This is a genomic window from Pseudomonas sp. H3_A02 (assembly GCF_054671965.1).
In genome coordinates this window covers 250,557-271,898 of record NZ_CP162807.1, presented here as the reverse complement: position 1 = coordinate 271,898, position 21,342 = coordinate 250,557, and the positions used below count along the sequence as shown (strand labels likewise).

Annotated in this window: 20 protein-coding genes, 1 other RNA gene and 1 pseudogene; 7 read left to right on the top strand and 15 right to left on the bottom strand. The window is 56.6% G+C overall.

The window, feature by feature from the left end; all coding sequences use genetic code 11:
- Position 1: 1 nt before the first annotated feature.
- The 5 genes from AB4N80_RS01225 (at position 2) to AB4N80_RS01205 (ending at position 4,043) form a co-directional block, all read left to right on the top strand.
- On the top strand, positions 2-1,429 hold the full coding sequence (locus AB4N80_RS01225) for an amidase (RefSeq protein ID WP_460080301.1): 1,428 nt from the start codon (positions 2-4) through the stop codon (positions 1,427-1,429).
- The gene (locus AB4N80_RS01220; protein WP_122569110.1) at positions 1,429-2,661 is read left to right on the top strand and encodes a D-amino acid dehydrogenase; all 1,233 of its coding nucleotides are present in this window, start codon (positions 1,429-1,431) and stop codon (positions 2,659-2,661) included. Before AB4N80_RS01225 ends, AB4N80_RS01220 begins: the two co-directional genes overlap by 1 nt.
- A 26-nt stretch (positions 2,662-2,687) precedes the next feature.
- Positions 2,688-3,056, top strand: coding sequence for a RidA family protein (locus AB4N80_RS01215; RefSeq protein ID WP_122569111.1), 369 nt, complete (start codon positions 2,688-2,690; stop codon positions 3,054-3,056).
- Between the two features lie 325 nt (positions 3,057-3,381).
- Complete coding sequence (locus AB4N80_RS01210) at positions 3,382-3,684, top strand: type II toxin-antitoxin system HigB family toxin (RefSeq protein WP_122569112.1); 303 nt, start codon at positions 3,382-3,384, stop codon at positions 3,682-3,684.
- Positions 3,684-4,043 carry a transcriptional regulator gene (locus tag AB4N80_RS01205; protein WP_122569113.1) on the top strand — a complete coding sequence of 120 codons (360 nt, stop codon included), beginning with the start codon at positions 3,684-3,686 and terminating at the stop codon, positions 4,041-4,043. The genes AB4N80_RS01210 and AB4N80_RS01205 overlap by 1 nt, the downstream gene beginning before the upstream one ends.
- Before the next feature lie 46 nt (positions 4,044-4,089).
- Here the strand turns inward: AB4N80_RS01205 and AB4N80_RS01200 are convergent, their stop codons facing one another.
- From AB4N80_RS01200 to AB4N80_RS01185, 4 genes are all read right to left on the bottom strand, one after another.
- On the bottom strand, positions 4,090-5,163 hold the full coding sequence (locus tag AB4N80_RS01200; RefSeq protein ID WP_122569114.1) for a helix-turn-helix domain-containing protein: 1,074 nt from the start codon (positions 5,161-5,163) through the stop codon (positions 4,090-4,092).
- Entirely contained in the window at positions 5,150-5,815 is a 666-nt protein-coding gene (locus AB4N80_RS01195) for a hypothetical protein (RefSeq protein WP_163006893.1), read from the bottom strand. Before AB4N80_RS01195 ends, AB4N80_RS01200 begins: the two co-directional genes overlap by 14 nt.
- Before the next feature lie 189 nt (positions 5,816-6,004).
- The gene (locus AB4N80_RS01190; protein WP_122569116.1) at positions 6,005-7,183 is read right to left on the bottom strand and encodes an Arm DNA-binding domain-containing protein; all 1,179 of its coding nucleotides are present in this window, start codon (positions 7,181-7,183) and stop codon (positions 6,005-6,007) included.
- A 439-nt stretch (positions 7,184-7,622) separates the two neighbouring features.
- Positions 7,623-7,988, bottom strand: coding sequence for a hypothetical protein (locus AB4N80_RS01185; RefSeq protein WP_122569117.1), 366 nt, complete (start codon positions 7,986-7,988; stop codon positions 7,623-7,625).
- A gap of 141 nt (positions 7,989-8,129) precedes the next feature.
- On the opposite strand from AB4N80_RS01185, the gene AB4N80_RS01180 reads away from it, so the two are divergent.
- Entirely contained in the window at positions 8,130-8,966 is an 837-nt protein-coding gene (locus tag AB4N80_RS01180; protein WP_122569118.1) for a hypothetical protein, read from the top strand.
- A gap of 167 nt (positions 8,967-9,133) precedes the next feature.
- A complete protein-coding gene (locus AB4N80_RS01175; RefSeq protein ID WP_122569119.1) occupies positions 9,134-9,769 on the top strand; it encodes a recombinase family protein in 636 nt (211 codons plus the stop codon).
- Between the two features lie 222 nt (positions 9,770-9,991).
- Here AB4N80_RS01175 and AB4N80_RS01170 read toward each other — a convergent pair whose 3' ends face one another.
- The 11 genes and pseudogenes from AB4N80_RS01170 to AB4N80_RS01120 all read right to left on the bottom strand — a co-directional run bounded on the left by AB4N80_RS01170 (position 9,992) and on the right by AB4N80_RS01120 (position 21,272).
- Positions 9,992-11,014, bottom strand: coding sequence for a hypothetical protein (locus tag AB4N80_RS01170; RefSeq protein ID WP_122569120.1), 1,023 nt, complete (start codon positions 11,012-11,014; stop codon positions 9,992-9,994).
- Between the two features lie 442 nt (positions 11,015-11,456).
- Positions 11,457-11,861, bottom strand: coding sequence for a hypothetical protein (locus AB4N80_RS01165; RefSeq protein ID WP_163006894.1), 405 nt, complete (start codon positions 11,859-11,861; stop codon positions 11,457-11,459).
- Between the two features lie 846 nt (positions 11,862-12,707).
- Positions 12,708-12,968, bottom strand: a pseudogene (locus AB4N80_RS01160) (transposase); the annotation flags it as partial.
- Positions 12,926-13,663, bottom strand: coding sequence for a hypothetical protein (locus tag AB4N80_RS01155; protein WP_186729529.1), 738 nt, complete (start codon positions 13,661-13,663; stop codon positions 12,926-12,928). The gene AB4N80_RS01155 and the pseudogene AB4N80_RS01160, both read right to left, overlap by 43 nt.
- Before the next feature lie 129 nt (positions 13,664-13,792).
- A complete protein-coding gene (locus AB4N80_RS01150) occupies positions 13,793-14,488 on the bottom strand; it encodes a hypothetical protein (protein ID WP_122569123.1) in 696 nt (231 codons plus the stop codon).
- Positions 14,489-14,578: 90 nt separating this feature from the next.
- Positions 14,579-14,975, bottom strand: a transfer-messenger RNA (tmRNA) gene (ssrA, locus tag AB4N80_RS01145).
- A gap of 96 nt (positions 14,976-15,071) precedes the next feature.
- Positions 15,072-15,362: a hypothetical protein gene (locus AB4N80_RS01140; RefSeq protein WP_122569124.1), complete on the bottom strand. Its 291-nt coding sequence runs from the start codon at positions 15,360-15,362 to the stop codon at positions 15,072-15,074.
- A gap of 99 nt (positions 15,363-15,461) precedes the next feature.
- Positions 15,462-18,329, bottom strand: coding sequence for an FAD-binding and (Fe-S)-binding domain-containing protein (locus AB4N80_RS01135; RefSeq protein ID WP_305491683.1), 2,868 nt, complete (start codon positions 18,327-18,329; stop codon positions 15,462-15,464).
- Positions 18,326-18,997, bottom strand: a complete 672-nt coding sequence (locus tag AB4N80_RS01130) for a LutC/YkgG family protein (protein WP_122569126.1) — start codon at positions 18,995-18,997, stop codon at positions 18,326-18,328. Before AB4N80_RS01130 ends, AB4N80_RS01135 begins: the two co-directional genes overlap by 4 nt.
- On the bottom strand, positions 18,994-20,451 hold the full coding sequence (locus tag AB4N80_RS01125; RefSeq protein WP_460080288.1) for a LutB/LldF family L-lactate oxidation iron-sulfur protein: 1,458 nt from the start codon (positions 20,449-20,451) through the stop codon (positions 18,994-18,996). The genes AB4N80_RS01130 and AB4N80_RS01125 overlap by 4 nt, the downstream gene beginning before the upstream one ends.
- Positions 20,448-21,272: a (Fe-S)-binding protein gene (locus tag AB4N80_RS01120; RefSeq protein WP_122569128.1), complete on the bottom strand. Its 825-nt coding sequence runs from the start codon at positions 21,270-21,272 to the stop codon at positions 20,448-20,450. The genes AB4N80_RS01125 and AB4N80_RS01120 overlap by 4 nt, the downstream gene beginning before the upstream one ends.
- Between the last annotated feature and the right edge of the window lie 70 nt (positions 21,273-21,342).

The window sequence follows — 21,342 nt, the reverse complement described above, 5'->3', positions numbered from 1 at the left end:
CATGAACATCATGGATCGAACCGCTTCCCACAGTATTGGCCAGTTGCGGCAAGCGCTGGAGTCCGGAGCGCTCACGAGCGAGTCCCTGGTTTGCGCGCAACTGGAGCGGATCGAGCGCTTCAACGGTCAACTCAATGCTTATGTCGAGGCCTACCCCCAGCGCGCGCTCGGTGCCGCCATCGCGGCCGATCGGCAGCGGGCTGCCGGTGTCAACCTGGGGCCATTGCATGGCATTCCAGTTGCGATCAAGGATTTGTTCGAGATCGACGGCAAGGCCATAACCGGTGGTTCGCTGGCACAGAAGCCGCGTATCTCGCGGCTCACCGCCACGGCAGTGCAGCGACTGGAGCGCGCCGGGGCGATCATCATGGGCAAGACCCACACCGTTGAATTCGCTTTCGGAGGATGGGGCACCAATGCCGTGATGGGCACGCCGTGGAACCCATGGGACGCCGACGTGCATCGTGCGCCAGGGGGGTCCAGCAGTGGTTCAGCGGTGGCCGTGGCCGGCGGGTTGGCAAGCGCAGCGTTGGGCACCGACACCGGCGGCTCGGTGCGGATTCCCGCGGGCATGTGTGGTCTGGTTGGCTTGAAAACCACGCGTGGGTTGATCAGCCGTCATGGTTTGATTGAATTGTGTCCATCGCTGGATTCGGTGGGGCCGATTACGCACACCGTCGAAGACGCCGCGTGGATGCTTGACGCACTGCTGGGGCCGGACCCGCTGGATCCTGTCTCGGCCAAGTCGCCAGTCTTCAGCGCCGCGGCAGGCTTGAATCTTCCGGTGGCCGGTCTGCGCATCTGGGTGTTGCCACAGACCGAACGCGTACACATCGCGCCTGGCGTATTGGCAGCCTATGACCAGGGGCTTGAGCAATTGGCCGCACTGGGCATGCACCTGGTCGAACAGCCGCTACCGACTTCGCTGGATCAGTGCATGCGTGTCGCCGGTGGCCTTATGAGCGCCGAAGGCTATGCCAGCCTTGGCAGTTTGTTCGAGCGTGATGATCTGCGCTTCGATCCTCATGTGCAGCGTCGGGTGTTGAGCGGACGCGCCGTCGACGCGGCGGCTTATATCAACTTGCACAACCAGCGACGCGTTGCCCGTCGAGCCATGGAAGAGGCCATGTCCAATGTCGATGCCTGTGCGTTTCCGACCAACGCCATTGGCAGTGTGCCGTTGAATCAGGTCGATGAGTACGGTACGCCCCTGGCCTTGCTCGGCCGTTTCGCCAACCTGCTCAATCTCTGCTCAGTGGCGCTGCCGGCGGGCTTCGACGAGCAACGTATGCCGGTCTCGATGCAGATCGTCGGGCGTGCTTTCGCCGAACCATTGATCCTGCGGATCGCCCATGCCTACCAGCAAGTCAGTGATTGGCACCTACGGCGGCCTGTGGGTTGGGACCTGTCTGACAGGGTGGTGGCGTAATGGAAATCTGTGTCGTCGGCGCTGGAATCGTGGGCTTGAGCAGTGCCTGGTTTTTACACAAGGCCGGTCATAACGTCACCGTTATCGATCGTGCGGGGGAGGCCGGCATGGGGGCCAGTGCGGCCAATGGAGCGCAACTGAGTTACAGCTATGTGCAACCGCTGGCTGATCCCTCTCTGTTGCCGGGCATTCCGAAAATGCTGTTGGCGCGCAACGGGCCGCTGAAGTTTTCGCCGCAATGGAGCGTGGAACAATGGCGCTGGTGTGTGGAGTTTCTCGCGGCCTGCCGTACGTCCATTTCGCGTCAGACCACTGTCGAGTTACTGGAACTGGCGCATGAAAGTCGGCTGGCGCTGGACGCATTCATCAGTCAGGAAAAGGTGCAGTGCGATTTCGCCCGTACCGGAAAACTGGTTCTCTACCCCGATGCTGAAAGCCTGCGCAAGGCCAGCGAGCAGGTGAAGTTCCAGGCCGCCCAAGGCGCCAGGCAACAAAAAATCGTCAGCCCCGCCGAAGCCTTGTCGATCGAGCCTGCACTAGAGGGCTATAAGAAGGCGTTTCACGGCGCGATCCATACCGACAGCGAATGCGCGGTCGATGGGCGCAAGCTTTGTCAGGAGCTTGCGCGGTTATTGAGCAAGCAGGGTGTGCGCTTTCTGCTTGACAGTGAGGTTGCCGCTTTCCGACGTGAACGCGGGCGTATCACCGCGTTGGAGATTCACCACGCCATCGAAGGCCCAGGTCTTTTAGGGACGCAAGCGGTCGTGCTGGCGGCGGGTGCTTACAGTGCGGGGTTGTTATCAGCGTTCGGTGTGCGCATGCCGGTCTACCCGCTCAAGGGATACAGCATTACGTTGCCGATCACTGATTCGATGAATGCACCGACGGTCAGCGTGACTGACATGCGGCGTAAAACGGTGTTCGCCCGGATCGGTGATCGCTTACGCGTCGCGGGGATGGTCGAGTTGTGTGGGCTGGATGCGTCAATTCCCGTTAAACGCATCGAACAACTGAAAGCCTCGACCCAGGCATTGTTCGGTTTTGGCTGGAACGCCGATGATTGTCAGCCCTGGACCGGTTGGCGTCCTGCGACCCCCACCGGGCGGCCGATTCTGGCCGTCAGTGGTTGTGACAACCTGTACGTCAATTGCGGCCAGGGTGCGCTGGGCATGACCTTGGCGTTCGGTAGTGCCCAGCGTCTGGTCCGGTTGATCGACGGCACGGCGCCTTAGCTTTCTCAATTCATGGAGTAAAACCGATGGCAACGATTCAACGTTTTCAGAGCAACGCGCGGATGTCCGGGATGGTCAGTCACGGCGACTTGCTCTACCTGTCCGGCCAGGTGCCCACTGATCTGCAGGTTGGCATCGAAGAGCAGACGCAGCAGGTGCTGGCCAAGATCGATGCGCTGTTGTCGCTGGCGGGCAGCGACAAGGGGAAGCTTTTGAGCGCGCAGATCTGGCTCAAAGACATTGATCGTGATTTCGCGCTGATGAATTCGGTGTGGGACGCCTGGCTGCCAGCGGATAGTGCTCCGGCACGGGCCACTGTTCAGGCACGTCTGGCGCGGCCTGAGGTGCTGGTGGAGATTATGGTTGTAGCGGTGAGATCTGCTTCTGGTGTTTGATCTAGTCCGCTGTGGTAGATATTTCAGGCACAAAAAAAGACGTCCTTGGACGTCTTTTTTTGATCATTTGGTGGAGCCGGGGGGATTTGAACCCGCAGCTAACCCAGTGTTTTCGATGCTTCCAGCCAGGAGGCTGCTATTAAGCTGTCATTGGTTGCACGGCGCTGCGGTGGTCGTCGCAGTTCGATAAGATCCGTAGGCCGGTGCAGGATATGTGGCGGGAAGCGGTAAGGGTGGCGTTGATATAGGCAAGGCAGCGCTGCCGCCTCCGCTTGCTCTGATGTAGTCATTTCGGTATATTCTCCCGAAATGGGAGGATTTGGCGGTGCATGTTATTTCGAGGGGTACGCTGCGGGCATTCTGGGAGAGCAGTGCGGCCTACGACGACGCGCAGACGCCTCTGGTCGAATGGTACCGGCACATGGAGAAGGCTACCTATCGCACTCCGCAGGATCTGAAAGCGGAGATCCGCACGGCCAGTATCCTCAAGGGAGGGCGAGTGGTGTTCAACATCGCGGGGAACAAGTACCGGGTGGTGCTGGCCATTGATTATGACCGGCAGCTTGCCAAGGTGCGCTTCGTTGGCACTCACGCCCAATACGACAGAATCAACGCGGAGACCGTGTAATGAATATCAAGCCAATCCGTACCCCGGATGACTATGCAACTGCCATGGCTCGCCTGGATGAATTGTGGGGTGCACCTGTCGGCTCTGCCGCTGGAGACGAGTTGGAGATTCTGGCGCTGCTGATCGGCAAGTACGAGGACGAGCACTATCCAATGCCGCCTTCTGATCCGGTTGAGGCAATTAAATTTCGCATGGATCAGCAGGGCCTGACTCCGCGCGATCTTGAGCCTTTTATCGGCTCAAGCGGGCGAGTATCCGAGGTGCTCAACCGCAAGCGCAAGCTGAGCCTGGCAATGATCAAGCGACTGCACGATGGCCTGAAGATACCCTACGAGAGCCTGCTGGCTGGAGCGGTGTGAGGTTCTGCATCAGAAACGAAAAGCCCGGCGCAGGGCCGGGCTGCTTTCAGACCAATCGCAAAGGCGCCCGCTCTGAAAGTTGGTTTAAATTGTCAGAACCGCCAAGCACTCCTTGCAACAGTGAGTCGATTTCGTCCAATGGCAATTGGAGTTGAGCGGCAATGGACTCCTTGGTGTACCTGTCTTTCCATAGCTCTTCAAGAACCATTTTCCACAGCGCTGATCTTTCGCGAGGAATAGGTTCGGGCTCTACAGATCTGTAACCAGCAGTGCCCATCTGCTTGCACAGTTCCCGATAATGCCAGTCTGTTAAAAGCCCTACGTCTTTGGCAGTCCGCGCCAGAGCAACCACTGAAACACCCCACCTTTTTTTCCCAGACACCAAGCTTCTGATAGATGGCGATGCAGGTAGCTGAGATAAAACGTCTTCTCTCGGCATTAACAGGTGTGATGCAAAACTATCAGCCTCCTTCTCCACCTCTCGGCCTTCAGGATATCCATGAGAATGCATCAGTAAATGCCCAAGCTCATGAGCGGCATCAAACCTGCTCCGTTCTGCTGACTTTAAAGTGTTCAGGAAAATAAACGGTGTTCCATCCCTCCAAAAGGAAAACGCATCTACGTTTTTTCCTTCCGACAAAGTGAAGACTCTAACCCCTTTGGATTCCATCAGTCTTATCAGGTTAGGGATTGGTCTAAATCCTAACCCCCAATGCCTACGAATAGATGCAGCTGCGGAACCCGGATCCTCGGATCTGAGTTCTGGCAAGTCTGGAGAAGGCATATTGAACTTGCCGGAAACCCACTCATTGAAAATATAACCTAGCGAGCCGCTAGCTATGGCAGCATCAGCTTGCCTTGCTGTCATGGCCTTGAGGCTTCTGAAGCTGACCTCTTTTTGATCTAGCTCTTCAACATCATCGAGGTAGAAAAAACTGACGGGGTAGCCCAAGGCCCGGGCCAGCGCTTCAACAGTGTCATTCCCTGGACACGTAATTACCCCCGTATCAATGCGGGTCAGCGTAATGCTGGAGATTCCGGCCATCTCGGCAAGCTGTTTTTTAGTGAGCTGCCTACGCTTTCTTGCCAAGGTCAGCCTTGAAAGATTAAGAGTTGCCATTTTGCTTTTTGCTGATGAAGATTTCGGGCTCGTCTACTTGATCGTCAACGATCACTTCGCTAAGCGGCTTGTCATCTACAGGTTCATCCGCAATGAATATCCGCTCAAAGAATCCTTCAAACTGATCTGCTGTGAACGGCTTTGGTCTGGACACCTCAACTTGAATGCGGTCTACATGGGCGGCAACGCAAATAAACCAGATAATTGGAAAGGCGCCACTGGATTGCGGTATGGCTTTGGTCTTGTCGCCACCGAAAAGGCTGCGTTGATATGGCAGTGATACGAGCTGCCTTGTGCCTTCGCCGCGCTCGGAAATCGCTTGGGGGTCAACTTTCCCACACGCGCGGTCTACGTTTTGGAAGCCAACCATGATCCCTAAATCGGGGCTGTATACGAGCTCGATATTGTTGAATTTTCGAGTCACCCATCCTTGTGGTAACGCTTTAAGCCGAAGACGCATTTGCCGTATGCCTTCTTGGTAGGCGCGTGTTCCGGGAAAATTAACTGCATCTATTCCTGGAAGGTATTCAGAGCGGGCAGACACTGCAGATCTAGCAATGTGCACCACTGCTTCTCGCGTCAAACCAAGGTTCTGAAGCGCGTCCAGCACAGAGGCTGGCTGTTGAATAATCGGTGCGTTGTCATCGGTCATATCTAGCTCGTATGCTAATTTTTCATTCCTACATTGTAGGTGGAAAAAATTAGCATGCAATAGGCAGAAAAGATATTTGCTCGGTTCGAGCTTGAGCTGTGCGGGCCTGCTCCTCGTTAAAAATCCCCACCCCACCAGATCACATGCCGATGATGCGGGCTTGTGCTTCTGTTTGGCCCGCCATAGGCCTTAGGCCCCTTTTTTCATTTCGTCATCTACCGAACTTGCTGCCCAGATGCTGGCGGCTCTAGTCCCAGCTGATTGGTCCACCGAGGGCATCCATCGGCCGTACACCCGGGCGATCATCGTCCAGTCGCTGTGACCCATCTGGCCCGCGACCCACATGGGATGTTCACCAGCAGAAAGCATCATCGAGGCGTAGGTATGCCGGGTCTGGTATGGTCGGCGGTATCGGACGCCTGCCTTCTTCACGGCATGCGCCCACATGGTTTTTCGGATCGGCTGGTCGCCAGTCCAGCGGTCGAGCGTGCGAGGGTTCTGGAACACCTCATTGCCTGCGAGGAAGGTGTGTGACTTTTGCGCTACCAAGGCTTCCATGGCTGGCGCCAACAGCTTGATACGCCGCTTGCCTGACAGGGTCTTTGTCACCTCGGCTTCACCTGCTGCGGCCTGGGTCATCGCCCGGGTAACGTAGACCTCACCCTTGAGCCAGTCGATATCGCCCCAGTCCAGGGCGACCAGTTCGCTGGTGCGCATGCCTGACCAGAGGGCGAACTGCACGAAATTCCTGGCTTGGCCATCAACCGCCGCCAGGATGGCGCGCTGTTCCTCAGGGCTGAACGGGTCAACGTCGTCTTCTTTCACCTGATCCTTGCGCGAGAACGTCCACCCGGCCATGGGGTTGGTGTCGATCAGCTCGTCATCGTCCACGGCATCGTTCAGCGCGGAGCGGAGGCAGCTCTGGATGTTGCTCAACGTCTTGTTGGACACCTCGAGCGTGTTCAGCCAGTCGCGCACCGTCTTGCGCTTCAGGTCGACCAGCAGGGTAGGGCCCAGTGCAGGCACCAGCCTTAGCTCGACGATCTTCCGGTATCCCACAAAGGTGCTGCTCGACACGTGCTGCTTCTTTCCGGCCAGCCATTTGGTCAGGAAGCCCGCGACGGTCTCCTGGCTGGCCTCAGGCGCGAATTTCGCCGCCCTGGGTGAGCCAGGGAAGGTGATGGCATAGTCGAATGTGCCGTTGGCGATCGCGTGCTCTACTGCCGCCTTGTGCTGCTCGGCCCGCTTCAGGTTAGTGGCGGTGGGCTTGAGCGAGATCCGCTCACGGCACCGAACGCCGCGATACATGAACGTGATTTCGATACTCGACTCGGAGACTGCCCGAACTCCCCGCCCATCTCTACCCACGACTCATATCCCTCCACATCAATTAGTACTCGGCCATCTGGGGCCTTGATCCATATCTCTCCGAGCCGCCAAATCCCGTCGCGAAGCTTCGAGCGGATCGCGTCTTCGGAGTAACCAGACTCGCTGGCAAATTTCCTCACGGTTACGTAGCGCATGCGTCGGTATTCCTGGCTATTCAGGGGTAACGATTGCGCATAGGTCGCGTATCGATTTGGCGTAGTGGGCTTGCTCATGCGAACAGCATCTAAAAGTTCTGTTGGTCATATCCGACTTCCTTTAACTACTCGGATACAGCCTACGGACGGTTCCCTGGCGTGGGTTTCGCTTTCAAGCAACAAAAGCGACGGAAATTAGATCTCTGAGAAATTCCCTACCAGGGCATGGGCAAGCCTTTCGACGTAGTCAGGCTGCTGGTTGCTCTGAAAGACCAAAGCAGCCATCAGGTCTGATGCAGTTTTTTCTGCTCGAAAGCGATGCGGTTCATTACGCAGATTGGGATTGCGAACCCTTGAATATTTGTTTTGAAGGTTTCGCAACCGTCCTCGACGATTCCGCAGGGCACGCCCCGGCGGAAGCGTATTCCCCTGCCGATGTAGTTGCGCAGGATGATTTCCCAAGACTCGTCGTCGTAATAGAAACCTGTGATCTCAGCCCAGTTGGCCTTAACTCCGCTTCCAACGACCCCTTCAGGTGTCAGGCAGAAAATTTCTACCTGGTTTTCCTGGGTGACTGGTACGGCGTAAATCCGGCCATTCGGTGCTACTGGTGGGAAAGTTCGCCCGTTCCCAAGGTCACGAAATTCCATGGTGGTGCTCCGTGTGCATGACGTTGCATGACACGCTATGCCAGGTCTTGGAAATCCCAAGCCGGCCCTGTCGCAGGTGTATGCCGTTGGGTTTTCTACAAGCCGCCGTAAGCTGTGTTGATCACAACAGGGAGTAGCGCCATGGGTAGTAGATCAACAGTGATTCGAGTCAGCTTGCTGGCTGCGGCAGTAGCTTTTCTGGTTGGGTGTTCTTCCACTCAATCGCCGAAGACTGTTCAGCTTCCTGAGCCAAAGGATGTCCCGAAGGAAAAATGGTCGGATGCGATGCACGTTCTGACTGCCATGGGGATTTCCGGGCAGCGTGACGTTCCAATCGAGATGGTAGGGGGAGTTGATAGAGTGAGCCCCACCAACAGCTCAGTGGCAGGGCTAGGGGACGCTGGATTAAGTGCAATTGGATATGTGTCACCACCTTCAGGCATGAGCGGTGGCGCAGCCGCAGGTGTTGGCTTGGGTTTGATGCTACTGGGTGGATCAAGTGATCCGGTTCGGGCAACTCAGGTTGTTGCCTGGGTGCCTTCCGATCAGGCCGGCTCACCACAGGAGGCATCGGATTTGGTCCTGCAGAAAGTGGAGGAGGCCCGCAGAAAGAGTTTTTCAGGTGGTTTGTCAAAGCTGGGTATGCAGACCGGCCGATATCCTGATGATCATTCGCGCTCGTACGCAACGCCAGCAGATATCTTTGTGGAACGTCCTATCCCATTCGCAGATACACCCGCTGCGTCACCAAGCTTCTTGGCGTCGCCTCGCAGCTACGGGCCGATATTTATCCGGCACAACCAGTTCACGCTTGATGCCTACAAGAACGACATGACGACCTCGGAAGCCATGCTGCAGGCATCGAAGTACCTACCCGAATGGATCTACATCTACCATCCTGGTCAGCGACTTAGGAAGGATTCGATCCCGGCGGCCATCTTCAACCAAGGCCGGGCACTCTACTTCGTAGGGAAATAATTCTGCTGGTCTTTTCGTCGCAGGCTTTCGCAAGTCTGCGACGATTTTTTTGGGTATGCCTATCTAGATACGGGCTTATTTTGTCTTTTTCAGACTTTTCGCTTTATAAGTAACACCCAAAATGCAACAGTTCTAGTAGAACGCCCTAACTGATACGGGCACCCGTCATGTTCATCCGCGCATACCTCCGAGCATCCACCGAAGAGCAAGACGCCGGCCGCGCCCGCGCCTCGCTTGAGCAGTTCGCCAGCGACCATAACAAGGTCATCGCCAGCGTGTACCTGGAGAACGTCAGCGGCGCCACTGCCGACCGGCCGGAGTTGCTGCGCCTGCTGAAAGATGCGCGCAAGGGTGACGTGCTGCTGGTGGAATCCATAGACCGCCTCTCCCGCCTCCCGGTAGAAGACTGGCAAAAGCTCAAGGCTGCGATCGATTCCAAGGGCTTGCGCATCGTCGCGCTAGACCTGCCGACCAGTCACCAGGGAATGCAGGACACAAAAGGCGACGAGTTCACCGGCCGGATGCTGGGGGCGATTAACTCAATGCTGGTAGAGATGATGGCAGCTATTGCACGCAAGGATTACGAGCAACGGCGCGAGCGCCAGGCCCAGGGCATCGAGAAGGCAAAGGCCGCCGGCAAGTATCAGGGCCGGCCAGTCGATGCAGACCTGCATAAGCGCGTTACCGAGCTGCTCGGCGCCGGACTAGGTATTAGGGCAACCGCTCGTCACGCTGATTGCTCGACAACTACAGTGCTAAGAATTCGCGACATACACGCATCAGAAAATAAAAAGACCAGCTAATGCTGGCCTTTTTTGTAGCTGAAATACTGTTAAGCGACCTCAATCATCCCGTTTCGAAACGTAGTCGAACACCCTTTCACCGAGGTGCTGGGTTGCACAGGGGGGCGGGAATCCTGCAGCGAAGGAATTGCGCCACTGCGATCAGAGCAAGCAAAAGAACCGGCAAAGCTGCCTCGTTCTTCCTGCGTTTTTGAACCAATCTGACCAGACGAATCGCGATTGCTATAAATCATGAGAATAACCCGTGTGGTTATGTACCAATTTTGGCTCATTGAGCATGACGAATTTCTCGCCCCTCTTGAGCACCCCGATGTGAGTCCTTCCACCTACGGTCGCTACACCACTTGCGAAGCGTTGCATTCCTGACTGCAAATTAACCAAAAGCTCCGCTAAATCGACGGCATACTGTGCAGGCAAATTTCCAAAGTCAATACGAGCAACACTGTCCCACCATGGTAGCTCAACAGGAGAACCTGGAGTGGAAAACGTGAATCCGTCAGGTATTTCGCCACCTGCAGCTCTCAATTGATCAGTAAAAGCTTGGACAATCGCCGGCGCCTGGCTGGCCATTAATTGACCAACGGTCACATTAATTTGATCTGCAAGCCTGCCATCAACCCCAACGAGTAGCCGTTCAACGAAATCCGACTGCCCAGCAAAACAGGTTCCCGAACGACTTCGCCAAGCGAACTGCTCTTCAACCGTCAAAGCGCTGACCGATAGCTTGAATACCTTACTGCTAGCATCATCCGTGCCGTAACCGCCCACGATGAACTGGAGGTCTGGAAAATAAGGTCTTAGCTCTTCCGGGGCGGTCGCATATTCGACCTCAGCCTCCCACTCCTGGCGAACGTGCGCCAAAAATGCCTCAACGACGGCCTGAACAGTACGAAAGGTAGCCCCCTCTCCTGCGTTTCTCTTTTTGAAGCGGTTGGCCACTCCCGCAATCGTAACCCCGCAAAGGGTGGCCATCCCAGAAGTGACTGCAGCTACGGTAGTGTCCTCGTCTTCATAAAGGCAGAACATCTTCTGTGCGCCACCGAATACATTGGTTACGTAAGGTCTCAACTCCGCTGCCGAAACCACTTTATGGCCTGTCGCATCAATCAATTCGTTGCCATCAGCATCTCGGGCAAAACCGCCCCCGTTCCGGAAAGGCAAAATTGCTTGCTCTACCTGGCTTGAAAGGCTGTCACACCCCAGGACGATTGCATCATAAGTGGCGATTGCGATGTTAATAGTCAACCTGGGCACCCCCCTATAAGCACGAGATTGGTCTACACACTGCGAGTGTAGGCAATGTTCAGCTGAAGAAAGGGACGGAATATGAGGATGGAGAGAGATCCGGAGGCGAGAGGCTTGGGTTCCTGCACCCACCGTGCACTCATGGATGCATTCGGAGGAATCAGAAAAACGCTACGAGGCAGGGAATGTATGGTGTCAGAGCCGGTTCGAACGGCCAACCTTCCCCTTGGGAGGGGCAAAATTTTCCGGTGTTTACAAAGGTCCGCCTGAAAAGGGGCTGCATCAGCGCGTTGGTGAGCTGCTTGGCGCTGGCCAGGGCATTCGGGCAACCGCTCGCCATACAGGGTTCAGTACCACCACAGCGCTTAAATCCGCGATGAAATGATCAAGTAGCGACGCAGTTTTGCGCACTGTCGAGCAGCAGCGACATCCTTTACGAATTCTACCCAGGCTGTATTCGTCGCCTGGGTAGCATTCCGGTCGCCTGGAATGCGCTGGCTCGTCTAACGGCCCAGGTGCCGTAGCAATGCCCTGATAATTCTGGCGCGCAGGAGAAGCTTGCGACTGACACCGCAAGCGTCATACCGCCCGCCAGTTCGCCGAAACGGGCGAACGCAACGATGTTCACCAAGGCGAGAACCATGATGCCGTAGAACTCGGCATTGGCCTTGCCGGCAGCCAGAGCCTGATGTTCGGTGAGCATCCACTTCTGCGACAGGCAGAAGGGGCATACGGACGACTCCGGGTCACCGCCGCCCACGGGTATTCCATTGATGTAGAACGGCGCGCTGGTGACCACCTTCGGAACCATCATCTTCTTGCAGCACGGGCACTTAACTTTGCTCATGACGTGAACCTGCTGGACTTGGCACATGCCTGAACGTTACCCGAGCACTGGCGAATCCCAAGCCACCACCATGCGCATCTGCCGATGTGCTGCAAAATCAGTCGGTGTGATGCTTCTTGTCGAGATGATCTGCGACCTTGTAGCCAATCACCGCAGCCACCCCCAGCGTGCCGACCACGCCGATGACCGCATAAACCAGTAGCTCAATCGAGTCCATGTCTTGCTCCTTCTGGGCTGAAAATTTGCACTGGCTTCAGCTTCTCACCCGTTGTGCCAATCCCAAGGATTTCATCCTCCTCAAATCCCTTTCCGCCGGTACCTGGCTGATTGAATTCGAGGGTAACCGGCGCGCCGCTCATATCCGCTTCGCGACACATGTTTCAAAAAAGCATGCTCACACTACCTCTATTGCTTATGGGAGTCTGACGGTTCACCTCACATAGAGAGAATCTGCCGATTTTTGGCCGAAGCGGTGTCGTGAAAAGGTGTTGCCGCTGTAGCCCGCATGGTTACTGGGTTTCAGGTTTTTTAGGGTGTCTTGTACAGGTTAAGGGGTGTCGTAAAGGGGTGTTGTCGTCCAGGTAAGGGGTGTCGTGAAGAGGTGTTGCTGGTGCAACCCGCATGGTTGCTGGGGTGCGGGTTTTTCAGGGCGTCTTGTGCAGGTTAAGGCGTGTTGTAAAGGGGTGTTATCGTCAAGGTAAGGGGGTGTCGTGAAGAAGTGTCGTCGCTACAGTCCCGGGACTAAGGGGCTTTCACAGTTACAATGTGTCGTATGACAGCGGCGGAGGGAGTGTCAGATTTTTTGTGTGCGGGCCGGTGACGGCCTGCCGTTAGGCAGACCTTCATTTACCACGTCGGCCTGATGAACCGGTCCCCGTACAGGATCGCGAATTGATTCATGGCGCTTTTCCAGTCATGGGCTGCACTGCCCCAGTTTGCGGTGATGTTGCGCAAGCCCAGCCAGATTAATTTGGTGGCAGCGTCATCAGTTGGGAAGTGGCCTCTTGTCTTGATGATCTTTCATAACTGAGCGTTGATGCTCTCGATCGCGTTGGTCGTATAGATCACTTTCCGAATGGCAGGCGGGAAGACAAAAAACGGGATAACAGTGGCGATTCAGTCTCACTAGCCTTTTCTTCTTGTGTCTTTTTATGTTCTAGCTTGCGCTTTTCCTCATTGATGCGCTCTTCTTTAATCATTTCTATCATTTTGATATGAAACTCCTGGCTTGTTTTCCCGCAGTAATCCTGAAGAAAATCGTAGTCGTCACTGTAAGCTTCAAGATCTTTCCCAGCTATGATTTTTCCTGGTATTTCAAGCCCTGGCGCAACTGCTAATGGTTCTATTTCCATGGCTGTAGGTGAGTCATGAGGTTCTGATATGGTGATTTTTATTTCGGCCATGGGGACTTTTTTTGAATCACGAAGGTAACTTAGTATGAATTTCCTAGAATGTCCCAGGCTTGCATAACCTTGTAACCCAGGGGCGTCACTGTCGAGGTAGAAGTACCAAGAAATAGGGTTGTATTTGCAAATTCCTTCTGAAAACATTTCGCCATGTACAGATCCCGAACCTTCGGCTGACTCTATGTTTACGACGAAGCGAGGCTGGCCAGCTGGGGTTTCTGGGTAGTCTCCAGTGATTATGGTGTACTCTGTTGTCGTTGAGAACTTTCCTGACCAGAGTCCGTGCTTGTAGAAGTACTTCTCACGGAAGTCTGGGAAGTCAATGGCTAATCCTATGAATAAGCCAACTACGCCTAGTGCCGCTATTAAGGTGCTAATTTTTTTTAGAAACATCATCTTCTTGCCTGCTCGTATGCAAGTCAGTCTGAGTTTAATGGTAAGGACGAAAAACGTAGCATCCTTGATCGTATAACCCTGGGTTTCTTAACATCGGTCGTTGAGTACAGGGCATCAATAGCTGTGCCGCTAGATTTCCATTGTCGCCCAATAATTGATAGTTTTCTGATCAATTTTGGTTAGGAGACGCTGGTAGATCTGAGTCCTAATACCCACCTTTTCGCCCATCGTCCGGGCGTTCTGGGCATATTGCTGCAAGGCAATTTTCATGAATCCGTTGGACATTTTGGATTTCAAGTGCAGCAAGGTTCTTTGATCGGCGAAGACTTCAGCACCTACTAGATCCATCGTTCGTGTAGAGGTGTTGAAATTTTTCTGCTTGTTGAAATCAAGGGCATGCATCAACTCGTGATGTAGCGAGTTGTACCGCCAGAGCCAAACGAGATCCTCACGGGTACCCTCAGGCATGCAGCTCTCGTTAATGAAGACCGCGCTACGACCACTGCCGCCCCGTAAAAAATTGATAGTTACGCCTCCGGCGTCACTGGTTCTGTAGGTAGCCAAGTCAGCCGCTTGATCGTTGAAATAGAGCTTTTCGTCGTACTCAACTCCGCACAGTCGTAGAAGGTCAGTTTCCTCTTTCATCTGCTCGCGTGGTACCAGATATACATCCTTCGTCAGGCCAGCGAAACGCGCCCTGAGCTCGTTGAAGGCGCTCTCGAAAACTTCAACACCCATCATCGCTTCGATATCCCTGCGCCTATCCGCAATCGTAGATGAGCGCCCAGCCAGGAGATGAACAGGGCGCGCTATAAAAGCTGTCATTAAGCTGGCATTCCGGAGCCAAAACAGCCCATTCAGGCACAAAAAAGGCACTTGCTTTATCTGCTAAGTGCCTGATTTGTTTAACTTGTTTGGTGGAGCCGGGGGGATTTGAACCCCCGTCCGCCAGTACTCCGCTGTCGGTACTACATGCGTAGCCGTGTCTATTAAGTTAACCCTCAGCGACCCGACGGGCAGGGTGCTTTGGGCGAGTTGTGTAAGTTTTAGCCGCTTCGTCCACAACGTACTGCACGGCGATTCTGTTCTATATGACAATCACTTTGGGTTTACAGACATCCCCTCATGATTGCTGGACCCGAAGGTACCAGAAGCTCAGGATCTAAGGCTGCTTACGCAGCGATAGCGTATTCCTGGCCGTAGTTTTCGTCATTGGCAACTATAGAAGTTGCAACAGTGGATTTACGAGTTCTGTTACCAACTCGGCATGCACCTAAAGTTTCGCAACCGGCGTCGAATCCTAAACGGCCCCGAACCTGTCGCTCCATGAAGCTGGAGGAGCGGCAGGCATTCGCAGTGTACGCCAATCCGCGTCTGAGGCCAACCCGAAGGTTGGCCGGACGCGACATTACTGCTGATCGCCTTTGGTGTTGTTTTGCAGTTTCTGAAGAGCTTGGGTGGTCAACGAGATGCAGTTCTTGCTGCCTTCCTCGGTGCCTTTGGCTTGTTCGGCCGTGGCCTGCCCGACGGTGGCGTCGATATCGGTTTTCATGCTTTCGCTCATCTGCTCGGTGCTGACTTTCGCATCCTTGATTTTTTGCAGATTGATCTGGCAAAGGTCTGCCTGGCTATCTGCAAACACCGGAGAGGCCAACATCGCAGCGGAAATGAACAAGCCAGCAAGTGCGGTGCGCTTCATGTGTATCTCCTTGAACGTAGGGTCTCGGTGCCGCTGAACAGTCGCGGCCAGGCCGAGTTGGTGGTGGATGGCCCAGTGCAGCCGGGCCTATTCAAGTGACTACAGCGAAGCGCAGGAATTCGATTTTTCTTCGAGTCCCATCGCAAGGCCCTCACCGTTGGCGGGTTTGGGGCGAGTGACACGGTCTACCAGATACACCAGTGCGTGGTAGTCGATTGCGCCGTGTTGTGTAAGACCGATCTCACAGGTGCGGCTGGTGGAAATGCCCTCGGTGCAATCTTGGACCGCGTCCTTGAGGGTTCGCAACGAATGGGCGTTGAGTTCGGGGGTGGTAAAGCCCTTGTCGCCGGCGAAACCACAGCAATGGATACCTTCCGGAATCACCACTTGTTTACTGCACTTGCGCGCCAGGTCGATCAACGCCTGGCTTTCGCCGAGGTGCTGTGTACTGCACGTGACGTGCACCGCGACGGGCGCCTCCTGGGGGATGAAGTCGAGACGGTCCATCAAATGGGTACGGATGAAGCGCACCGGGTCGTACAGATCCAGTCGCACGTCACCCAGATCCTGGACCAACCGCAGCGTGCACGGGCTGGTGTCACAGTAGATGGGGTCGAGCCCGCCGCGACTGGCGTGCAGCAAGGCACCGATCAGTTCCTGACGCTTGTGCTCGGCTTGTTCGGTGTAGCCTTTGGAAGCAAAAGGCTGGCCGCAGCAGAGATTGTCCACATTGTCTGGAAAGACCACCTGATAGCCGGCCTTTTCCAGCAGGCCGCGGGTCTTGTCGTACAGCGACATCTGCTCCTTGTCCGCCGCCGCCGGGCCCATGACCCGCGACACGCACGCCGCCAGGTACACCACCCTCGGACGTGCGTCCGAAACGGTAGGGCTGAAACGAATGGCCTTTTCTGGCTGGGGCATGGCGTTGGTCCACTGCGGCACCTGGCCCTTGGACAGGCGCGTCAACGAGGCCGACAGTTTTGCCAGGCGGGGGGCGCCCAGCAGCATGCGCGCACCGTTGGCGACGTGCAGGGCAAAGCGTGCGCCTTGCAGCGTGGTGGCGAAATTTCCTTCAATCCAGTTGGCGGTTTTCGTCTGCGTCGCGTCACGGCTGCGCAGTTTTTTCACCAGCTCGCCGGTATTGATGCCTACCGGGCAACGTTGTGCACACAGGCCCGTGGCGGCGCAGGTATCGATGCCCTGGTATTGGTAGGCACGTTCCAGCTCGGTGGTGTCCGTGCCTGCGCGTTTCTTCGCTTGGATATCCCGCCAGATCACGATGCGCTGGCGCGGGCTCAAGGTCAGGTCCTTGGACGGACACACCGGCTCGCAGAAACCGCACTCGATGCACTTGTCCACAATCTCATCGGCGGCCGGCAGCGGCTTGAGATGTTTAAGGTGGATCTGCGGATCCTCACTGAGCACCACATCCGGATTGAGGATCCTGTTGGGATCGAGCAGGCGCTTGAGCTGCCACATCAACTGGTAGGCGTCGCTGCCCCATTCCAGCTCGACGAACGGCGCCATGTTGCGTCCGGTGCCGTGTTCGGCTTTCAGCGAACCGCCAAATTCCACCGCCACCAGTTGCGCCACGTCGTCCATGAAGGCCTGGTAGCGTGCGACTTCTTCAGGGTTGTTGAAGCCTTGGGTGAAGACGAAGTGCAGATTGCCTTCCAGCGCGTGTCCGAAAAGGATCGCTTCGTCGTAGTGATGTTTGTCGAACAGCTCGATCAGACGATTCACGCCAATGGCCAGTTGCTCCACCGGAAAGGTCACGTCTTCGATGATCACCGTGGTGCCGGTTTTGCGTACCGCACCCACCGCTGGAAAGGTGTCCTTGCGGATCGCCCAGAGCCGGGCGTTTTCCCGTGGGTCTTCGGTAAAATCGACCTGTTTTTCCACAGGGAAACCGGCCAGCGAAGCCATGATCCGGGTCAGTTGTTCTTGTAGCAGCGACGAAGAAGCGGCGCGGGATTCGATCAGCAAGGCGCAGGCATTGATCGACAAATGCTGTACGAAATCCGGCATGCCCGGTTTGTCCTGCACCGAGCGCAGGCTGCGGCGGTCCAGCAGTTCTACCGCTGAGACAGGCTGGCTTTTCAGCACGGTGACCGCATTGCAGCAGGTTTCCACATCGGGGAAGACGATCAGCGCCGAAGCCTTGTTCGGATGGTCGATGACGGTGTTGTAGGTCACCGCGCTGATGAAGCCGAGGGTGCCTTCGGAGCCCACTAACAGATGGCTCAAGATATCCACAGGCTCGTCGAAATCCACCAGGGCATTGAGTGACAGGCCGGTGGTATTTTTCAGACGGTATTTGTGGCGAATTCGCGCAGCCAATTCGCTATTGGCGCGGGTCTCGCGACCCAGGGTCGCCAGGCGTTCCAGCAGTTCGCCATGGCTTGTACGAAAAGCCGCCACGCTGCTGTCGTCTTCGGTATCCAGGCGCGTGCCATCGGCCAGGACCAAGCGGATACCGGCGAGGGTGTGATAGGTATTCTGGGCCGTGCCGCAGCACATGCCGCTGGCGTTGTTGGCGACGATGCCGCCGATTTTGCAGGCGTTGATCGAGGCCGGATCAGGGCCGATCTTGCGCCCGAACGGCGCCAGCCAGGCGTTGGCCTGGGCGCCGATCACGCCGGGTTGTAAACGGATCTGCGTGCCTTGCTGACGAATCTCGCGACCGTTCCAGTTATCCCCCAGCACAATCAGCACCGAGTCGCTGATGGCTTGGCCAGACAAGCTGGTGCCAGCCGCACGGAAGGTGACGGGCACCTGATCGCGCTGGGCCAGTTGTAGCAGGGCGACCACTTCGTCTTCGCTTTCGACCCGTACCACCAGTTTCGGAATCAGCCGATAGAAACTGGCGTCGGTGCCGAAGGCCAAGGTCGACAGAGGATCGTCGAAACGTCGCTTTTGCGGGATCAGTTGCTGTACATCGCGCAGGAACGGGGCCGGAAGGGTCATTGGTCCTCCAGAATCAAAACCACCAGATCCTTAGGGCCATGGGCGCCATAGGCCAGGACTTGTTCGATGTCGGCGGTTTTCGACGGGCCCGACACCAGCAGGGCGTTGGTGGGCATGCCTTGGGCCCATTCGAATTCCTGTTGCACTTCATAGAAGTTGTCGCGGATTTCACTGGCCTTGAGCAGGGCGAAATGCACGGGCGGTACCAGGCTCATCAGGCGTGGTTCTTCCCGGGTCGGCCAGAGAATCAGGCTACCGGTGGCGGCGATGGCGCCGAGGGTTCCGGTCAGGCTGGCGGGGGTATCATTGAACAACTCAGCTTTCCATTCTTCTACCGGGCGGTCGTAGGCCTTGAGAGTTGGTAGGTCCGGATTGTTCGCCCAAAACTGTGTGATTTTTTGCCCGTGCGCTGTGGTCGGGGCGATGAGCAAACTCGGCAGTTGACGGTCGCGCAGCAATTGCGCCAGCAGGGCCGGCCAGCCTTCGCCGGATGTCAGGTGGATTTCGGTGTGCACCGCTTCCATCAGCTTGCGCAATTGCGGGATGCGTTCCTCGGGCGCGTAGCGGTAGGTTTGCGTCACCAGTTCGACATCGAAGTTGTCGGCAACCGGCGTGGTGCCCGTCAGGCTTTTACGCAGCTTGGCGAGGATATTGTTTTTGGCGCTCATCGGCGGTCTCCCTGCTGGTTCAGGTGTTCGCTGGCCAGGTCATGCAATGAGCGGGCGGCGGGTTTGTGGGCGCTGTGGTTCTGGGTCCATGGGCCGACGTTTTTCGGTGTCAGGGCACGCAGGCGCGTGGCGAGGAAACCGAACAGCCGGTACAACCGTGGCGAACTGTTGAGCCGGGCCCAGGCATTCCAGATGAAGCGTTCCTTGGCTGAATATTTGCTGCCTTGGCCGCGCATTACTTGGTTCGGGCTGTCCGGTGCCTTGACGTTTTCTTCGCGCAGCCGCCGCAGCAGGGCGGGGATCGGGATTTTCACTGGGCACACTTCACCGCAGGCGCCGCACAGCGAAGAGGCGCTGGGGTGGTCCGGCACCTTGGCCAGGCCGACCATGTGCGGCGTGATGATTTTTCCGATAGGCCCCGGGTAAACCTCGCCGTAGGCATGACCGCCGATTCGGGTATAGACCGGGCAATGATTCATACAGGCGCCGCAGCGGATGCAGTTCAGGGTCTGGCGCAATTCGCTGTCGGCAAACGCCTGGCTGCGACCGTTGTCCAGCAGCACCAGGTGGACTTCCTGGGGACCGTCCAGTTCGTTGGCCTTGCGCGGGCCGGAGATCATGTTGACGTAGGTGGTGATGGGCTGGCCGAGGGCCGAACGGGTCAGCAGCGAGAGCAGCGGCACGACATCGCGCAGGTTCTCCACGACTTTTTCGATGCCGGTCACGGCGATGTGCACTGGCGGCACGGTGGTGGACATCCGCCCGTTGCCTTCGTTTTCCACCAGCAACAGCGTGCCGGTTTCGGCGACGGCGAAGTTGACGCCCGAGACGCCGACGTCGGCTTCGAAGAATTTCTGCCGCAATACCTTGCGACCGATCTGAATGAGTTGGTCAACGTCCTTGGTGTACTCCACGCCGAGTTTGTCGTGGAACAAGGACGCGACCTGACCGGCGTTCTTGTGGATCGCCGGCATAATGATGTGTGAAGGCTTCTCGTGATCGAGCTGGACGATGTACTCCCCCATGTCGGATTCGAGACATTCAATGTCCCGAGCCTCGAGGAAATGGTTCATCTCCATCTCTTCGCTGACCATCGATTTGCCCTTGATCACTTGCCGCGCCTCGTGAGCACGGATGATCGAGAGGACGATGCCATTGGCCTCGTCCACCGTCTCCGCCCAGTGTACGTTCACACCGTTGCGGGTCAGGTTGGTTTCAAGTTGCTCGAGCAGGTCGGGCAGCTTGGATAACGCGCGGGCGCGGACGGCATTGCCGAGCACTCGCAGGTGTTCTCTTTCGTGGGCATCGCTGAAAGACGTTGCCCGTTTGGTCATCAGTGAATCCATCGCGCTGCGAAAGTTGTTTCGCAGTTGCGTGTCGTCCAAAGCCTTGTGGGCCCGGGCGCGAAAATCTTCCTGCACCTCTACAGTCGGGATCAGCGTCGGCGTGCTCATGCGACACCTCCGCTACGCTGCCAGAGGAAGCTCGCCAGATGCTGGCCGCGTAACGCTTCCTGCTGTTTTTCCAGTGCGCCGTTGATGTTCATCAAGCAACCGCAGTCGGCACTGATGATCTTGTGCGCACCGGATTCTTTCAGCGCCCGGGTCTTGTCGGCCACCATCGCGCCGGAAATATCCGGCATGCGAACGCTGAACGTCCCACCAAAGCCACAGCACTCGCTTTCGTGGCTGTGCTCGACGCGCTCCACATTGCGTAGCTGTGCCAATAACGCGCGGCCATGCAGGTGGGTATTCATTTCACGCCGTGCCGAGCAGGACGTGTGCAACGCAATTTTCACCGGCTCGCCGCTGTCCTGCAGCTGCACTTTGCAGACAAACAGCAGGAATTCGGCCAATTCATAGGTCCGGGCCGCCAGGGCCTGGACCTGTTTGAGCGTGTCGGGTTCATCCTTGAACAGGTCGGCGTAATGCTCGCGCAGCATGCCGGCGCAGGAGCCCGAGGGCACCACCACTGGATAATCGCCGGCAAACAGGGCCAGTTGCGCCCGAGCTACCGTCCGCGCCTGCTCGGTGTACCCCGAGGTGTAGGCCGGTTGGCCGCAGCAACTTTGCCCTTGTGGGTACTCCACCCGGATCCCTTCGCGCTCCAGCAGGTGAATGGCATCCATCCCGGCTTCGGGATAGAACAGGTCCACCACACACGTTCCGAACAGGTAGACCCGTGGCGGTTTTTCGCTGGGGTACTGCCGAGGCTCGGGCAAGGGCGGGGCGACTCGGGTCGCGTTCGGTACGGCGTTGTAAAAAAGCTCGCTCATCAGGCGTGTCTCCGGGTGGTCCCGGTTATCCGTCCGCTGAGGCTGCTGAATATAGCCAGGAAATCTTTCA

Excerpts from the sequence above, each read along its gene's own strand:
- AB4N80_RS01130 (WP_122569126.1), bottom strand. The coding sequence starts at position 18,997 with ATGAGCGCCAAAAACAATATCCTCGCCAAGCTGCGTAAAAGCCTGACG.
- AB4N80_RS01205 (WP_122569113.1), top strand. The coding sequence starts at position 3,684 with ATGAATATCAAGCCAATCCGTACCCCGGATGACTATGCAACTGCCATG.
- AB4N80_RS01150 (WP_122569123.1), bottom strand. The coding sequence starts at position 14,488 with ATGACAGCTTTTATAGCGCGCCCTGTTCATCTCCTGGCTGGGCGCTCA.
- AB4N80_RS01225 (WP_460080301.1), top strand. The coding sequence starts at position 2 with ATGAACATCATGGATCGAACCGCTTCCCACAGTATTGGCCAGTTGCGG.
- AB4N80_RS01155 (WP_186729529.1), bottom strand. The coding sequence starts at position 13,663 with ATGATGTTTCTAAAAAAAATTAGCACCTTAATAGCGGCACTAGGCGTA.
- AB4N80_RS01180 (WP_122569118.1), top strand. The coding sequence starts at position 8,130 with ATGGGTAGTAGATCAACAGTGATTCGAGTCAGCTTGCTGGCTGCGGCA.
- AB4N80_RS01220 (WP_122569110.1), top strand. The coding sequence starts at position 1,429 with ATGGAAATCTGTGTCGTCGGCGCTGGAATCGTGGGCTTGAGCAGTGCC.
- AB4N80_RS01215 (WP_122569111.1), top strand. The coding sequence starts at position 2,688 with ATGGCAACGATTCAACGTTTTCAGAGCAACGCGCGGATGTCCGGGATG.
- AB4N80_RS01195 (WP_163006893.1), bottom strand. The coding sequence starts at position 5,815 with ATGACCGATGACAACGCACCGATTATTCAACAGCCAGCCTCTGTGCTG.
- AB4N80_RS01175 (WP_122569119.1), top strand. The coding sequence starts at position 9,134 with ATGTTCATCCGCGCATACCTCCGAGCATCCACCGAAGAGCAAGACGCC.
- AB4N80_RS01200 (WP_122569114.1), bottom strand. The coding sequence starts at position 5,163 with ATGGCAACTCTTAATCTTTCAAGGCTGACCTTGGCAAGAAAGCGTAGG.
- AB4N80_RS01125 (WP_460080288.1), bottom strand. The coding sequence starts at position 20,451 with ATGAGCACGCCGACGCTGATCCCGACTGTAGAGGTGCAGGAAGATTTT.
- AB4N80_RS01135 (WP_305491683.1), bottom strand. The coding sequence starts at position 18,329 with ATGACCCTTCCGGCCCCGTTCCTGCGCGATGTACAGCAACTGATCCCG.
- AB4N80_RS01185 (WP_122569117.1), bottom strand. The coding sequence starts at position 7,988 with ATGGAATTTCGTGACCTTGGGAACGGGCGAACTTTCCCACCAGTAGCA.
- AB4N80_RS01120 (WP_122569128.1), bottom strand. The coding sequence starts at position 21,272 with ATGAGCGAGCTTTTTTACAACGCCGTACCGAACGCGACCCGAGTCGCC.
- AB4N80_RS01140 (WP_122569124.1), bottom strand. The coding sequence starts at position 15,362 with ATGAAGCGCACCGCACTTGCTGGCTTGTTCATTTCCGCTGCGATGTTG.
- AB4N80_RS01165 (WP_163006894.1), bottom strand. The coding sequence starts at position 11,861 with ATGAGCAAAGTTAAGTGCCCGTGCTGCAAGAAGATGATGGTTCCGAAG.